Here is a 16,336-nt window from a genome sequence, read left to right as displayed (position 1 = left end):
CATCGTGTTGCTCATTTTTGCGAGACGACGCGAAATTACTGCTGCTGGTCGATGCTGTCGCCCAGTTTAATTTTCGCCGCCTTGCGCAGGTTGCTCATCAGCGCTTCGAAAGCGATTTGGGCGTTGTTCTGGGTAATCCCCTGAACCATAGCCTTCTTCTGCTCTTCCGGCATGTTGCCTGCTTTCACTTCATCCAGCGCCACCAGCACCACATCGCCTTGCATATTGCTGCCAACGCCATAGACTGGTTTGCCCTGCTGCGGCAGCGGCAGAGTAAATGCCAGTTGGCTCAGCGGATCCTGGCCGGTACGAGAAAGCGTCTGCGGCGCGCCGAAGCTCAGGCCAGCCGCCTTCATTGCTTCATCGCCTTTGCCGTCTTTCAGCGCCGCCAGCAGCTTGTCGGCATCCAGTTTCGCCTGCTGTTCCGCTTTATTGTGCTTAACGATATCGCTGACCTGCGCCTTCACTTCGGCCAGCGGTTTCACCGCCTCGGCTTTGTGCTCGCTGATGCGCAGAACAAAAGCGCGATCGCCGTCAACGGTAATGATGTCGGAGTTGCTGCCCGGCGCGCCGTTCTCACCCACCAGACCGCCGTTGAAGATTGCGTCAGCGACCGGTTTAAAGTTCAGCTCTTCCGGCAGGTTATCGCGGCCAAACCAGCCGGTTTCCACCACCTTCAGTCCGGCGACCTGCGCAGCGCCCGCCAGCGATTCATTATCGTTGCTGGCCGCATCGCTCACCTTCTGCTGCAGCGCGTAGTAAGCATCCAGCGCTTTTTCCTGCTTCACTTTCGCCGCAATGTCATTGCGCACGTCAGCCAGCGGTTTCACCTGCGCCGGCTGGACGTCGTCCAGACGGGCCACCAGGAAGCCAACTGAGGATTTGATCACGCCAGACAGCTGGCCTTTCTCTTTCAGCCCGGCATCTTTCAGCTCAGGCACCGTAGAGGCATCTTCCATCCACCCCATATCGCCGCCGTTGCGGGCAGAGATAATATCGGTCGATTTTTCTTTCGCCAGCGTGGCGAAATCTGCCCCTTTTTGCAGCTCGGCCAGCACCGCTTTCGCATCGGCTTCCGTTTTGGTCTGAATCACGCTGTAGCGGTTGCGCTGCGGCTGAGTGAACTGATCCTTGTGCTGGTCATACCATGACTGAATCTCTTCGTCAGAGGCACTCTCCTGCATACTGGCGGCATCCATTTTGATATAGCTGACGCGGAACTGTTCCGGTGCCATAAAACGGGCCTGATTCTGCTGCCAGAAGGCGTTGATTTCCTCATCGCTGGCCGTCTGTTTTGCCGCCAGGGCATTCACGTTGATGGTCGCTTCGCGGACGACACGCTGCTGAGACACCAGCGCCGCCAGTTGATCGGACTCGCCCGGCAGCATGAAGTCGGTACCCGCAATGGCGTTAATCAGCTGCTGTGTGGTCAGTTGGTTACGCAGCGCCTGAGCGTACTGATCGGTGGTCATCCCCATCTGGGCGACAATACCGCTGAAACGCTGGTTGTCGAACTTACCGTTCGTCTGGAACGCCTGGGTCTGGAAGATCGCCTGCTTCACCTGCTCATCGCTGATGCTGAGACCCAGCTCGCGGGCATACTGATCCAGAAGCGACTCATCGATCAGGCGGTTCAGCACCTGCTGGCGCATGGTTTTCATGTAGTTTTCGTTCGCCGCCAGCTCGGAGAACTGGTCGCCAAGCTGCTGCTGCATACGGTTACGTTCGCTGGCGACGGCGTTTTCAAACTGCCCACGGCCAATCTCCTGGCCATTCACTTTTGCGGCATAGTTTTTGCCACCGCCAATCAGGTAACCACTCACCCCGGTCAAAATGAACGAGACGATAATGATACCGAAAATAATCTTGAGCACGACGCTGTTGGCGGCCGTGCGTAGGTTGTCCATCATGGTGTAACAACGCTCCGCTGTAGATGACTTTAGCTCGCGCAGCATAGCACGTGATGGCCGCCGCGCGTGAGGACGTATTTTGACAAGAAAACAGGGTGATTGTCAGCCCACAAGTGGCGATAAACACACATAAAGTGGTCTGAAAAGGCAATAAAAAAGGCACATCTCACGATGCGCCCTTGTACTTCGTCACATTCCCTGACGGGAAAGCCGATCAGTTCACCGCGTCTTTCAGCGCTTTACCAGCACGGAAGCCCGGCACTTTTGCGGCAGCGATAGTAATTTCTTTACCTGTTTGTGGGTTGCGACCAGTACGGGCGGCACGTTCTTTAACAGCAAAGGTACCAAAACCTACCAGCGCAACGTCATCCCCAGCCTGCAGAGATTCAGTAACAGAAGCGATTAAAGCATCTAACGCACGTCCAGCTGCAGCTTTAGAAATGTCCGCACCCGCAGCAATTTTGTCAATCAGTTGAGATTTATTCACTGTTCTCTTCCTCTCTTTATAATTTATATCGCACCTGAGTCCTTCATAGTGCGACCGCGCAGCAGTTATATCAGGACTGTCATGCCCTTACAACAGCAGTTGTCGATGACCCCCCTGCCAGCGATCTAAGTTAGCTACACAAAAAAAGGCTGGCAAGTCCGAAATGACTTACCAGCCCTATTTTTATTAGCGCAATTTGCGCAGAATCACTATTTCGCGGTCACAACCTGCATGCCGAACGGTTCGTTCTGCAGCGCAAGTGTCAGAACTTCCTCGATTCGTTTCACCGGATGGATATCCAAATCGGCGATAACGTTATCTGGAATTTCTTCAAGGTCGCGTTTGTTCTCATCAGGAATCAGAACAGTCTTAATGCCGCCGCGATGCGCCGCCAGCAGTTTTTCCTTCAGACCGCCGATCGGCAGCACCTGACCACGCAGAGTGATTTCACCGGTCATCGCCACATCAGCGCGTACCGGGTTACCGGTCAGACAGGAGACCAGCGCCGTACACATGGCGATACCCGCGCTCGGACCATCCTTCGGCGTCGCCCCTTCCGGGACGTGGACGTGAATATCACGCTTCTCGTAGAAGTCGGCGTTAATGCCCAGTTTGTCCGCCCGCGAACGTACCACGGTCAGCGCAGCCTGAATCGACTCCTGCATGACTTCACCCAGTGAGCCGGTGTAGGTCAACTTGCCTTTGCCTGGTACGCAGGCGGTTTCGATGGTCAGCAGATCGCCACCCACCTCCGTCCACGCCAGACCGGTCACCTGACCAACGCGGTTCTCGCTATCGGCACGGCCATAGTCAAAGCGCTGTACGCCGAGATAATCGTGCAGATTCTCACCGTTAATCTCGATGTGTTTCAGCGTTTTATCCAGCAGCAGCTGTTTTACGGCTTTACGGCACAGCTTGGAGATTTCACGCTCCAGGCTTCGAACCCCCGCTTCACGCGTGTAGTAACGAATAATGCCGATAATGGCGCTATCGTCGACGGTCAGCTCGCCTTTCTTCAGCGCGTTACGTTCAATCTGCTTCGGCAGCAGGTGACGCTTGGCGATGTTCAGCTTTTCATCTTCGGTATAACCGGAGAGGCGAATCACTTCCATACGATCCAGCAGCGGCGCCGGAATGTTCATGGAGTTAGACGTCGCCACGAACATCACGTCGCTGAGATCGTAATCCACTTCCAGATAGTGGTCGTTAAAGGCCACGTTCTGTTCCGGATCCAGCACCTCAAGCAACGCTGAAGCTGGGTCGCCGCGCATGTCGGAAGACATTTTATCGATCTCATCCAGCAGGAATAGCGGGTTTTTGACCCCCACTTTCGCCATTTTCTGGATCAGTTTGCCCGGCATCGAGCCAATATAGGTCCGACGGTGACCGCGGATTTCCGCTTCATCGCGCACGCCACCTAATGCCATACGTACGTATTTGCGTCCGGTCGCTTTGGCGATGGATTGGCCCAGCGAGGTTTTACCTACCCCCGGCGGTCCCACCAGACAGAGGATTGGCCCCTTGATTTTGTTCACCCGGCTCTGCACCGCGAGATATTCAAGGATGCGATCCTTCACGCGCTCCAGACCATAGTGATCGGTATCGAGGATCTCCTGGGCCTGACGCAGGTCTTTTTTGACCTTACTGCGCGCATTCCACGGCACCTGCACCATCCAGTCGATGTAGCCACGTACGACGGTCGCTTCCGCAGACATCGGCGACATCATCTTCAGCTTCTGCAGTTCCGCTTCGGTTTTTTCTTTCGCCTCTTTCGGCATTTTCGCCGCGTCGATCTTACGCTTCAGCGCTTCGTTTTCGTCCGGGGCGTCGTCCATCTCGCCGAGTTCTTTCTGAATCGCTTTCATTTGCTCGTTCAGATAGTACTCGCGCTGGGATTTCTCCATCTGCTTTTTGACGCGGTTGCGAATGCGCTTCTCAACCTGCAGCAGATCGATTTCCGATTCCATCATCGCCATCAGATATTCCAGACGTTCGTTGATGTCGGACATCTCGAGCACGGACTGCTTGTCAGCCAGCTTCAGCGGCATGTGCGCCGCGATGGTATCCGCCAGGCGCGCCGGATCGTCGATACTGTTCAGCGACGTCAGCACTTCCGGTGGGATCTTCTTGTTCAGCTTGATATAGCCTTCAAACTGGCTGATAGCGGTGCGAACCAGCACTTCCTGCTCACGTTCGTCAATCGCCGGCGAGTCGAGATACTCCGCTTTCGCCGAGAAATGTTCGCCATTATCAGACAGCGCAGAAATACGTGCACGCTGCAGCCCTTCGACCAGCACCTTCACGGTACCGTCCGGCAGCTTCAGCATTTGCAAAATAGACGCCACGGTTCCAACGGTGAAAAGATCGTTTACACCCGGCTCATCCGTCGACGCTTCTTTCTGCGCAACCAGCATGATTTTTTTATCATGGTCCATGGCCGCTTCGAGGCAACGAATAGATTTTTCCCGCCCTACGAACAGGGGTATGACCATGTGCGGATAAACCACCACATCGCGCAATGGCAATACGGGGATTTCAATGCGTTCAGAACGCTCAGGATTCATAGAGCTCTCTCTTAGTTTAAAGTCCGCCAGGTAGCCGACGACGCCATACTCCACTGCATCGTCGTTAATATGTAATCCAGTATATGGGGATGTATTCCACACATTCAACGGCGGGAATGCAGGAAAAATAAAAGGGGAGATAAAATCCCCCCTTTTTGTTAACTGCTTGAGTGAAATGGTTAATTATTCACCAGATGCCTGCTGAGCTTCCGGTTTACCGTAGATCAGCAGCGGTTTGCTCTGCCCCTCGATAACCGACTCATCAATGACCACTTTTTCGACATCATCCATCGAAGGCAGGTCATACATGGTATCCAGCAGCGCCGCTTCCACAATCGAGCGCAGGCCACGGGCGCCGGTTTTACGCGCCATCGCTTTCTTGGCGATAGCATCCAGCGCTTCGTCGCGGAATTCAAGTTCTGCGCCCTCAAGGCTAAACAGCGCCTGATACTGCTTGGTCAGGGCGTTTTTCGGCTCTTTCAGGATCTGGATCAGCGCTTCTTCGCTCAGCTCATTCAGCGTCGCCACCACCGGCAGACGACCGATGAATTCAGGGATCAGACCAAATTTGATCAGATCTTCCGGTTCAACCTGAGACAGCAGCTCACCTTCGCTGGCTTTGTCGGACTTCGCTTTTACCGTCGCGCCAAAACCAATGCCAGAGCCGGTTTCAACACGGTGGGAAATCACTTTGTCCAGGCCGGCAAACGCGCCGCCGCAGATGAAGAGGATCTTGGAGGTATCAACCTGCAAGAACTCCTGCTGCGGATGTTTACGTCCGCCCTGCGGTGGAACGGCGGCGACGGTGCCTTCGATAAGCTTCAGCAGCGCCTGCTGTACGCCCTCGCCGGAGACGTCGCGGGTAATCGACGGGTTATCGGATTTACGCGAAATTTTGTCGATTTCGTCGATATAGACGATGCCGCGCTGCGCTTTCTGCACGTCGTAGTCGCACTTCTGCAGCAGTTTCTGAATGATATTTTCGACGTCCTCACCCACATAACCCGCTTCGGTCAGGGTGGTGGCGTCTGCCATGGTAAACGGCACATCCAGCAGGCGCGCCAGCGTTTCCGCCAGCAGCGTTTTACCGGAACCGGTCGGCCCGATCAGCAGAATGTTACTTTTACCCAGCTCTACGCCATTGCTGGTATCGCCATTGCGCAGACGTTTGTAGTGGTTGTATACCGCGACTGCCAACACTTTCTTCGCCTGTTCCTGACCGATGACGTAGTCATCAAGGTGGTGGCGAATCTCGTGCGGCGTCGGCAACGCGCTGCGCTCGCGGTGCGGCGCAACTTCTTTAATCTCTTCGCGAATGATGTCGTTACATAAATCAACGCATTCGTCGCAGATATACACGGATGGCCCGGCGATCAGCTTACGCACTTCATGCTGGCTTTTGCCGCAAAAAGAGCAATACAACAATTTGCCCGATCCATCTTTGCGTTTATCTGTCATGAGTCCAAACCTCTTTTTAAGTTCTTTGTGCCGCACACGACGACGCAAATGCCATTCTCAGGCGCAAGCCGCCATATAGCGTTGTGCCGCCCTTCATTAGTATATACACAAAATCCTTCGCGCTACATCGAGGCGCTGGCAAAGCAACCGGCCGCAAGCCTGACCGGCAAGCGTCCGGAAAAATGCCAACCACTCACGAAAACGTGGCGAGAAGAATGAAGCGTAAAGCGGCACCCTTGCGCCTCGGGCATCAATTACGATGGGTCAAAATAGAGTCGACCAGCCCGTACTCCACGGCTTCCGCAGCAGAGAGGAAGCGGTCACGCTCGGTGTCACGCTCAATCTGCTCAAGAGACTGGCCGGTATGATGCGCCATCAGCTCATTCATGCGTCCTTTCACCTTCAGGATTTCACGGGCGTGGATCTCAATATCCGTCGCCTGTCCCTGATAGCCGCCCAGCGGTTGGTGGATCATCACGCGGGAGTTCGGCAGGCAGAAGCGCTTGCCTTTCGCCCCGGCGGTCAGCAGGAACGCCCCCATGGAAGCGGCCTGGCCCATACAGATGGTGCTGACGTCCGGCTTGATGAACTGCATGGTGTCATAAATCGACATCCCGGCGGTGATCACCCCGCCCGGAGAGTTAATGTACAGGTAAATGTCTTTTTCCGGGTTTTCCGCTTCCAGAAACAGCATCTGCGCCACGATCAGGTTTGCCATGTGGTCTTCGACCTGGCCGGTCAGAAAAATGACGCGTTCCTTAAGCAGACGGGAGTAGATATCAAAAGAACGTTCACCGCGTGAGGTCTGTTCAATGACCATCGGCACCAGGGCCATATGGGGTGCAAAGTTGTCTCGTTCGCCACTGTATGACATTTCCGTCTCCTGGAGTAATTTTAAAATACCTGCTGCACTGATTGTAACCTTACGGACGGATTATCAGCCACAGTTTCTATCCGCTGAACGCGTCACCGCCTCTTTAACACGCGTGCGATTGCGGATGCAGTTGCCTCCCCCGGTAATGGGGATGGTGTTGCCATATTTCAAGCATAACAAGCTTTTGCTGTAACGCTATCATGGTAAATGCGTTTTAGCACCGTGCCTGAGGCTATCATTATCCTAAAAAAAAACCCGCCGCCTTTCGGCAACGGGTTTTTGCTCGAACCTTAAACAATCGCGGCGAAATTACGCCTGCTGGTTCATCAGTTCGTTGAAGGAAGTGGCTTTTTCAGACACTTTGGCTTTCGCCAGCACGGCTTCAACAGCCTGCTCTTCCAGCGCCACGTTGCGCATGTTGTCCATCAGCTCTTTGTTCTTGCTGTAGAACTCAACGACTTCTGACGGATCTTCGTACGCAGAAGCCATCTCTTCAATCAGGCCTTTCACGCGCTCTTCGTCAGCTTTCAGCTCGTTGGTGCGAATCACTTCGCCCAGCAGCAGACCGACAACGACGCGGCGTTTAGCTTGCTCTTCGAACAGCTCGCGCGGCAGTTCCAGAGCCTGTTTCTCGTTGCCACCGAAACGCTGAGCAGCCTGGCGACGCAGCACGTCGATTTCGCTGTCGATCAGGGCAGCCGGAACGTCGATCTCGTTAGCTTTAACCAGACCTTCAATTGCCTGAGACTTCACGCGGTTACGTACAGCGCCTTTCAGCTCGCGTTCCATGTTTTTACGCACTTCAGCGCGCAGGCCAGCGACAGAACCATCTTCCACGCCGAAACGTTTGATGAATTCTTCGGTCAGCTCAGGCAGTTCACGCTCTTCAACTTTTTTCAGGTTGATAACGAACTTAGCCGCTTTACCTTTCAGGTTTTCTGCGTGGTACTCTTCCGGGAAAGTCACGTCGATGGTGAACTCTTCACCCGCTTTGTGACCTTTGATACCGTCTTCGAAGCCCGGGATCATGCGACCCTGGCCCATCGCCAGTACGAAGTCAGAGGCTTTACCGCCTTCGAACTCTTCGCCGTCTACGGAACCGGTGAAGTCGATGGTTACGCGATCTTCAGCGTCAACGGCGCCGTCTTTGTCTTTCCAGGTCGCCTGCTGCTTGCGCAGGGTTTCCAGCATGGTGTCCACGTCAGCGTCGGTCACGTCAACAACCGGTTTTTCAACTTCGATCGCGTCCAGCCCCTGCAGCTCAACTTCCGGATACACTTCGAACTCTACCGCGTAGGTGAAGTCTTCGCCCAGTTTGTATTCGCCCGGAACGTAGTTCGGCGCACCAGCCGGATTGATTTTCTCTTTGATGATCGCGTCAACGAAATGACGGCTCATCAGGTCGCCCAGCACGTCCTGGCGAACGGATGCGCCATAACGCTGAGCAACAACATTCATCGGCACTTTGCCTTTACGGAAGCCGTCAATGCGAACTTTTTTCGCTACGTTGACCAGCTCGCTTTTGACAGCATTCTCGATGCTGTCAGCGGCGATAGTAATCGTTACACGGCGCCCAAGGCCCTGAGTGGTTTCAACTGAAACTTGCATCTTGTTACCTCAAAAAAATCACAGTGCTCGGTCAACTCTGGAAGCGCGTGTAGGTGGCTTCGCAGAACCGGGATGCCCTCTTCAAATCAGAAACACATTCCCTGTCGTCAGAATCATCCCGAAGACATTCATATATAAGACGCGGCATTATAGCGGCATCACTTTTGTGAGTCGAGAACGGTTGTCGCCCACTGCTGCGGCATTTTTCACATTTCCCGCTCAAATTTGTCCGCAAAAGCGCTAACTTTGCGCATTTTCCAGGCAAAACAAAACGGCCCGTAGGCCGTTTTTGCTAAATCTGCAAGCAACATACTGGAAAAGCGCCAGCGGTTGCAAATGGGATTTCTAGGCGATACTCCCCGCACCGCGGCAAGGCGGCGAGGCGAAAACCGTATCTTGTAGTGCTTCCCACTCTTTAATCGTGTAGGTGTGCAGCGCCAGGGCATGCACCGTATTCGACAGCTCCTCAGTTAGCGTGCCGTAGATCATACGGTGGCGATTGAGGAAACGCTCGCCAGTGAAGCGATCGCTCACTAACACCACTTTAAAATGACTTTCAGAGCCCGCTGGGACGTTGTGACGATAACTTTCATCCACGACTTCGAGATACATCGGGTCGAACGCTGCTCTAAGTTTTGCTTCGATCTGTTCACGTATCATCATGAATTTTCTCCTCCGACAACGCTGAGATGCCGCCACTCCCTATAAATGTTAGCCGCTTTTACCGCTTCCATTAGGAGAAAACAACAAAAAATTAGCATTGTTCTGATATTTTCATTCAAAAGTATCACGTTTACTGGCTCTGGTCGCCAGAACTGCCGGGGAAAGAGCGATTAACCATGGCGGGACGCTCAGAAAACCGCCAGGGCGATGGATTTACACGCGTTGCCACTTCCCCTTGCCGTTGGCAATGCTATGATGGCGGTAATTTTCCTTATAACAACACCATGCGTTGAGACCTGAACATGCTTAAGAAGATCCTTTTCCCGTTGGTCGCCATGTTTATGCTGGCAGGATGCGCCACGCCGCCGACCACCATTGAAGTATCGCCGAAAATCACGCTGCCGCAGCAGGATCCGAGCCTGATGGGCGTGACCGTCAGCATCAACGGCGCTGACCAGCGTCCGGACCAGGCGCTGGCAAAAGTCACGCGTGACAATCAGCAGGTCACCCTCACCGCCTCCCGCGATCTGCGCTTCCTGCTGCAGGAAGTGCTGGAGAAACAGATGACCGCACGCGGTTATATGATTGGCCCGAACGGCGCGGTTGATCTGCAAATTATCGTCAACAAACTCTACGCTGACGTCTCCCAGGGTAATGTGCGTTACAACATCGCCACGAAAGCAGATATCGCCATCATTGCCACCGCGGCAAACGGCACGAAGATGACCAAAAACTACCGCGCCAGCTACTCCATTGAAGGCGCTTTCCAGGCCTCGAACAAGAACATCGCTGATGCCGTTAACAGCGTCCTGACCGATACCATCGCCGATATGGCGCAGGACACCAGCATCCACGATTTCATCAAGCAAAACGCGCGTTAATGCCACCACGAACCCGGCCTCAGCCGGGTTCGTGCTTTATGCTATGTCCAGTCATTACTTACGCATTTTTCAACAGCCGAAATCAGCGATTTTGCTGATCCTCGGTTTCGCCTCAGGCCTGCCGCTGGCCCTCACCTCCGGTACCCTGCAGGCCTGGATGACGGTGGAAAATATCGATCTGAAAACGATCGGTTTTTTCTCACTCGTCGGCCAGGCCTATGTCTTTAAATTTCTCTGGTCCCCGCTGATGGACCGCTATACGCCGCCGTTTCTTGGGCGTCGTCGCGGTTGGCTGCTGACTACCCAGGTCCTGCTCCTGCTGGCCATTGCGGCGATGGGCTTTCTTGAGCCCGTCTCCCAGCTCCGCTGGATGGCGGCGCTGGCGGTGGTGATCGCCTTCTGCTCGGCGTCACAGGATATCGTGTTCGATGCCTGGAAAACCGACGTTCTGCCGGCGGAAGAGCGCGGTACCGGTGCCGCTATCAGCGTGCTGGGCTATCGCCTCGGGATGCTGGTGTCCGGTGGTCTGGCTCTGTGGCTTGCCGACCGCTATCTCGGCTGGCAGGGGATGTACTGGCTGATGGCGGCGCTGCTGGTGCCCTGTATCATCGCCACACTGCTGGCACCTGAGCCGAGCGACGTTATCCCGGTTCCCAGGTCGCTGGAGCAGGCGGTCGCCGAACCGCTGCGCGATTTTTTCGGTCGCAATAACGCCTGGCTTATTCTGCTGCTCATCGTCCTTTATAAGCTTGGCGATGCGTTTGCCATGAGCCTGACCACTACCTTCCTCATCCGCGGCGTTGGCTTTGATGCCGGAGAAGTCGGGATGGTGAACAAAACTTTGGGCCTGTTTGCCACCATTCTCGGCGCCCTGTACGGCGGGGTCCTGATGCAGCGGCTGACACTGTTTCGGGCGCTGCTGATCTTCGGTGTGCTGCAGGGGGTCTCCAACGCCGGCTACTGGCTGCTGTCGATTACCGATAAGCACCTCTATTCCATGGCAACCGCCGTGTTCTTTGAAAACCTGTGTGGGGGAATGGGGACGGCGGCGTTTGTCGCACTGCTGATGACGCTGTGCAATAAATCATTCTCCGCCACCCAGTTCGCGCTGCTCTCTGCGCTGTCTGCGGTCGGCCGCGTGTACGTTGGGCCAATCGCCGGCTGGTTTGTCGAGGCCCACGGCTGGTCGACGTTCTATCTCTTCTCGGTCGTCGCGGCGGTGCCGGGGATTGCCCTGCTGCTGCTGTGCCGGCAAACGCTTGAGCATACCCAACGTACGGCAAGCTTCATGCCGCGAAGCGAATACCCGCAGGCCTATGCGCTGGCGCTGGGGATCCTGGCACTGGGCTGCCTGCTGCTGACGGTATGGCTGGCTTTGCTTATCATGAACGCCCTGGATTACACCGCCTTCTCTTTCCTGTCCGGTCTGCTGGAGGTTGCCGCGCTGACTGCCGTTGGCGGTATTTTGTTCGGCGGTCTGCTCGACTACCTGGCGCTGCGTAAAACTCGCCTGATTTAAGGAAGCTGCATCATTATTAGCCGTTGTAATTACGAAACGTAATTATAACGGCTTATTAACGCTTTTATATTGTCCGCCGCGCTATTTGTTGTTTTGTGCGTTTTTGATTTCTGGAAATTATTGACAGTTTTCATTCGATTCTTTAAATAATTTAACCGATTCAGCTACAGCGATTTTATTTTAGGTTTTCACAATGTCTTTTATTTGATAATTAAATGTTAAACAATTGTTCTAATTTATGGGTGGTTATGCCCATTCGCCGCTAAGTACTCCTTTTCTTATCCCTTTCGTTATCAATCCCATGAAATTCAGGCTTTGCAAGCGATTACGTAACACTACGTAACATATGTGACAAACCAAGCAGAAGCCGCTAACACAGAACTGACAGAGATCCAATCATGTTTACAGTAATGCAACCTTACCGTAAAATGCCCGTACACTTTAAACGCCACCAGATCCCGTGGAATTGAGGTCGTTCAATGAGACTCAGGAAATACAATAAAAGTTTGGGATGGATGTCATTAATCGCAAGTACTGTATTACTCAGTGGTTGTGATTCTGCACTCCTTGACCCAAAAGGACAGATTGGACTGGAGCAACGCTCTTTGATTCTGACGGCTTTCGGCCTGATGATGATTGTCGTTATTCCCGCCGTCTTGATGGCAGTAGGATTTGCCTGGAAGTATCGCGAGAGCAATAAAGATGCGAAGTATAGCCCGAACTGGTCACACTCCAACAAAGTGGAAGCTGTGGTCTGGACGGTACCTATTCTGATCATCCTGTTCCTGGCCGTTCTGACCTGGAAAACCACTCACGCACTGGAGCCAAGCAAACCGCTTGCCCATGACGAGAAACCAATCACCATCGAAGTCGTTTCGATGGACTGGAAATGGTTCTTTATCTATCCGGAACAGGGTATTGCTACCGTTAACGAAATCGCCTTCCCGGCGAACGTACCGGTACACTTCAAAGTGACCTCTAATTCGGTGATGAACTCGTTCTTTATTCCGCGCTTAGGTAGCCAGATTTACGCAATGGCCGGGATGCAGACTCAGCTGCACCTCATTGCTGACGAAGCTGGTACTTATGACGGTATCTCCGCTAGCTACAGTGGCCCGGGCTTCTCAGGTATGAAGTTCAAAGCGATTGCTACCCCGGATCGTGCAACCTTCGATCAGTGGGTTGAAAAAGCCAAACAGTCGCCGAACTCCATGGACTCCATGGCCGCGTTCGATAAAGTGGCTGTGCCTAGCGAATACAACAAAGTGGAATACTTCTCTAACGTGAAGCCGGATCTGTTCAAAGATGTTGTGAACAAATTCATGTCTCACGAGAGCATGAACATGTCCAAACCTGAAGGCGAGCACGCTGCTCACGACGGGATGGAAGGCATGGACATGAGCCACGCGGAAACCGCTCACTAAGGGGCCGAGGAAGAAAACGATGTTCGGAAAACTTACACTGGATGCAGTGCCCTACCACGAACCCATTATCGTGGTTACGGTGGCTGCGATTATCATTGGGGGACTGGCGCTTCTGGCTGCCATCACTTACTTCGGTAAGTGGTCCTACCTGTGGAACGAGTGGCTGACTTCTGTCGACCACAAACGTCTCGGTATCATGTACGTTATCGTGGCAATCGTCATGCTGCTGCGTGGCTTTGCTGATGCCGTGATGATGCGTAGCCAGCAGGTGCTGGCCTCAGCCGGGGAAGCAGGCTTCCTGCCACCTCATCACTACGATCAGATCTTTACCGCCCACGGCGTTATCATGATCTTCTTCGTGGCGATGCCGTTCGTTATCGGTCTGATGAACCTGGTGGTTCCGCTTCAGCTCGGCGCGCGCGACGTGGCCTTCCCGTTCCTCAACAACCTGAGCTTCTGGTTCACCGTTGTGGGCGTGATTCTGGTTAACCTGTCTCTGGGCGTCGGTGAGTTCGCGCAGACTGGTTGGCTGGCCTATCCGCCGCTGTCGGGAATTGAATACAGTCCTGGCGTAGGGGTCGATTACTGGATTTGGGCGCTGCAGCTCTCCGGTATCGGTACTACCCTGACCGGTATTAACTTCTTTGTGACCATTATCAAGATGCGTGCCCCGGGCATGACCATGTTCAAGATGCCGGTATTCTCCTGGGCATCTCTGTGCGCCAACATCCTGATTATCGCCTCCTTCCCAATTCTGACCGTCACCATCGCGCTGCTGACCCTGGATCGTTACCTGGGCACCCATTTCTTTACCAACGATATGGGTGGCAACATGATGATGTACATCAACCTGATTTGGGCCTGGGGTCACCCGGAAGTGTACATCCTGGTTCTGCCAGTGTTCGGGGTCTTCTCCGAAATCGCGGCGACCTTCTCGCGTAAGCGTCTGTTTGGTTACACCTCTCTGGTGTGGGCAACCGTGTGTATTACCGTTCTGTCGTTCATCGTTTGGCTGCACCACTTCTTCACCATGGGTGCGGGTGCGAACGTTAACGCCTTCTTCGGTATTACCACCATGATTATCGCGATCCCGACCGGGGTTAAGATCTTCAACTGGCTGTTCACCATGTATCAGGGTCGCATCGTCTTCAACTCGGCGATGATGTGGACTATCGGCTTTATCGTGACCTTCTCCGTAGGTGGGATGACCGGCGTGCTGCTGGCGGTACCGGGCGCGGACTTCGTTCTGCACAACAGCCTGTTCCTGATCGCGCACTTCCATAACGTTATCATCGGCGGCGTGGTATTCGGTTGCTTCGCAGGTCTGACCTACTGGTGGCCGAAAGCCTTTGGCTTTACCCTGAACGAAACCTGGGGCAAACGCGCTTTCTGGTTCTGGATCATCGGCTTCTTCGTCGCATTTATGCCGCTGTACGTGCTGGGCTTCATGGGTATGACCCGTCGTCTGAGCCAGCAGATCGATCCGCAGTTCCACCCGATGCTGGTTGTTGCAGCCTGCGGGGCGGCGCTGATCGCTTGCGGTATCCTGTGCCAGCTGATTCAGTTCTACGTATCTATTCGCGACCGCGAACAGAACCGTGACCTGACCGGTGACCCATGGGGTGGTCGTACGCTGGAGTGGGCAACCTCTTCTCCGCCGCCGTTCTACAACTTCGCTATCGTTCCTCAGGTTCACGAGCGTGACGCCTTCTGGGAAATGAAAGAGAAAGGTGAAGCGTACAAACAGCCTGCCCATTATGAAGAAATTCATATGCCGAAAAACAGCGGCGCCGGTATCGTCATTGCCGCCTTCGCCACGGTATTTGGTTTCGCCATGATCTGGCATATCTGGTGGCTGGCGATCGCAAGCTTCATCGGCATCGTAGCGACCTGGATTATTAAGAGCTTTGACGAGGACGTGGATTACTACGTACCGGTTGCAGAAGTCGAAAAACTGGAAAAACAGCATTTCGATGAGATTAACAAAGCAGGGCTGAAAAATGGCAACTGATACTCTTGCGCATACTGCCCACGCGCATGAACACGGGCACCATGATACAGGACCGATGAAGGTATTCGGTTTCTGGATCTACCTGATGAGCGACTGCATCATCTTCGCTACGCTGTTTGCTACCTATGCCGTTCTGGTGAACGGCACGGCCGGCGGACCGACGGGCAAAGATATTTTCGAACTGCCGTTCGTTCTGGTTGAAACCGCACTGCTGCTGTTCAGCTCCATCACCTACGGCATGGCGGCTATCGCCATGTACAAAAACAACAAGAGCCAGGTTGTTTCCTGGCTAGCGCTGACCTTCCTCTTCGGGGCAGGGTTCATCGCGATGGAACTCTATGAGTTCCATCACCTGATTGTTGAAGGTATGGGTCCGGATCGTAGCGGCTTCCTGTCAGCGTTCTTCGCGCTGGTCGGCACCCATGGTCTGCACGTGACTTCGGGTCTGATCTGGATGGCTGTGCTGATGTTCCAGGTTTCACGTCGTGGTCTGACCAACACTAACCGCACGCGTATCCTGTGCCTGAGCCTGTTCTGGCACTTCCTGGACGTTGTGTGGATCTGCGTGTTCTCGGTTGTCTATCTGATGGGGGCGATGTAATGAGTCATTCTACCGATCATAGCGGCGCTTCTCACGGCAGCGTGAAGAGCTACATGACAGGATTTATCCTGTCCATCATCCTGACGGCCATTCCGTTCGCCATGGTGATGAGTGGCTCCGCCTCGCATGCGGTTATTCTTGGCACCATTCTGGTGACTGCTGTGGTGCAGATCGTGGTACACCTCGTGTACTTCCTGCATATGAACAGCAAGTCCGATGAAGGCTGGAACCTGACCGCATTTATCTTCACCGTAATCATCATTGCGATCGTGGTTGTCGGCTCCATCTGGATTATGTGGAACCTGAACTACAACATGATGATGCACTAAGAGCGGC

At 54.0% G+C, this 16,336-nt stretch carries 13 protein-coding genes; 6 read left to right on the top strand and 7 right to left on the bottom strand.

All coding sequences use genetic code 11. The features are described from left to right. Window positions 1-35: 35 nt before the first annotated feature. The 7 genes from ppiD to bolA all read right to left on the bottom strand — a co-directional run bounded on the left by ppiD (window position 36) and on the right by bolA (window position 9,564). Window positions 36-1,910: a peptidylprolyl isomerase gene (gene ppiD / locus CWM54_RS14630; RefSeq protein ID WP_061155550.1), complete on the bottom strand. Its 1,875-nt coding sequence runs from the start codon at window positions 1,908-1,910 to the stop codon at window positions 36-38. Between the two features lie 214 nt (window positions 1,911-2,124). Continuing rightward, complete coding sequence (hupB, locus tag CWM54_RS14625) at window positions 2,125-2,397, bottom strand: nucleoid-associated protein HU-beta (RefSeq protein WP_002444653.1); 273 nt, start codon at window positions 2,395-2,397, stop codon at window positions 2,125-2,127. Window positions 2,398-2,606: 209 nt separating this feature from the next. Next, window positions 2,607-4,961, bottom strand: a complete 2,355-nt coding sequence (lon, locus tag CWM54_RS14620; RefSeq protein WP_061155551.1) for an endopeptidase La — start codon at window positions 4,959-4,961, stop codon at window positions 2,607-2,609. Between the two features lie 183 nt (window positions 4,962-5,144). Then, window positions 5,145-6,419, bottom strand: coding sequence for an ATP-dependent protease ATP-binding subunit ClpX (gene clpX / locus CWM54_RS14615; protein ID WP_061155552.1), 1,275 nt, complete (start codon window positions 6,417-6,419; stop codon window positions 5,145-5,147). Between the two features lie 250 nt (window positions 6,420-6,669). Further along, window positions 6,670-7,293, bottom strand: coding sequence for an ATP-dependent Clp endopeptidase proteolytic subunit ClpP (gene clpP / locus CWM54_RS14610; RefSeq protein ID WP_002891804.1), 624 nt, complete (start codon window positions 7,291-7,293; stop codon window positions 6,670-6,672). A 309-nt stretch (window positions 7,294-7,602) separates the two neighbouring features. Beyond that, window positions 7,603-8,901: a trigger factor gene (gene tig, locus CWM54_RS14605; RefSeq protein WP_061155553.1), complete on the bottom strand. Its 1,299-nt coding sequence runs from the start codon at window positions 8,899-8,901 to the stop codon at window positions 7,603-7,605. Between the two features lie 345 nt (window positions 8,902-9,246). Continuing rightward, entirely contained in the window at window positions 9,247-9,564 is a 318-nt protein-coding gene (bolA, locus tag CWM54_RS14590; protein ID WP_002891649.1) for a transcriptional regulator BolA, read from the bottom strand. A gap of 302 nt (window positions 9,565-9,866) precedes the next feature. Between bolA and CWM54_RS14585 the strand changes: the two genes are divergently transcribed. The 6 genes from CWM54_RS14585 to CWM54_RS14560 all read left to right on the top strand — a co-directional run bounded on the left by CWM54_RS14585 (window position 9,867) and on the right by CWM54_RS14560 (window position 16,329). Further along, window positions 9,867-10,445 carry a lipoprotein gene (locus CWM54_RS14585; protein ID WP_061155554.1) on the top strand — a complete coding sequence of 193 codons (579 nt, stop codon included), beginning with the start codon at window positions 9,867-9,869 and terminating at the stop codon, window positions 10,443-10,445. A gap of 43 nt (window positions 10,446-10,488) precedes the next feature. Further along, the gene (ampG, locus tag CWM54_RS14580; protein WP_100681330.1) at window positions 10,489-11,964 is read left to right on the top strand and encodes a muropeptide MFS transporter AmpG; all 1,476 of its coding nucleotides are present in this window, start codon (window positions 10,489-10,491) and stop codon (window positions 11,962-11,964) included. Between the two features lie 479 nt (window positions 11,965-12,443). Then, entirely contained in the window at window positions 12,444-13,388 is a 945-nt protein-coding gene (gene cyoA, locus CWM54_RS14575; protein WP_074386735.1) for a cytochrome o ubiquinol oxidase subunit II, read from the top strand. A 19-nt stretch (window positions 13,389-13,407) separates the two neighbouring features. Next, window positions 13,408-15,399 carry a cytochrome o ubiquinol oxidase subunit I gene (gene cyoB, locus CWM54_RS14570; protein ID WP_061155557.1) on the top strand — a complete coding sequence of 664 codons (1,992 nt, stop codon included), beginning with the start codon at window positions 13,408-13,410 and terminating at the stop codon, window positions 15,397-15,399. After that, window positions 15,389-16,000, top strand: a complete 612-nt coding sequence (locus tag CWM54_RS14565) for a cytochrome o ubiquinol oxidase subunit III (protein ID WP_061155558.1) — start codon at window positions 15,389-15,391, stop codon at window positions 15,998-16,000. The genes cyoB and CWM54_RS14565 overlap by 11 nt, the downstream gene beginning before the upstream one ends. Then, entirely contained in the window at window positions 16,000-16,329 is a 330-nt protein-coding gene (locus tag CWM54_RS14560) for a cytochrome o ubiquinol oxidase subunit IV (protein ID WP_032732610.1), read from the top strand. Before CWM54_RS14565 ends, CWM54_RS14560 begins: the two co-directional genes overlap by 1 nt. The last annotated feature ends 7 nt before the right edge of the window (window positions 16,330-16,336 follow it).

This window comes from Klebsiella sp. D-Nf1, from assembly GCF_002810515.1.
GTDB lineage: Bacteria > Pseudomonadota > Gammaproteobacteria > Enterobacterales > Enterobacteriaceae > Klebsiella > Klebsiella variicola.
The sequence above is the reverse complement of the archived record's forward strand: the minus strand, read 5'-3'. Positions and strand labels throughout refer to the sequence as shown.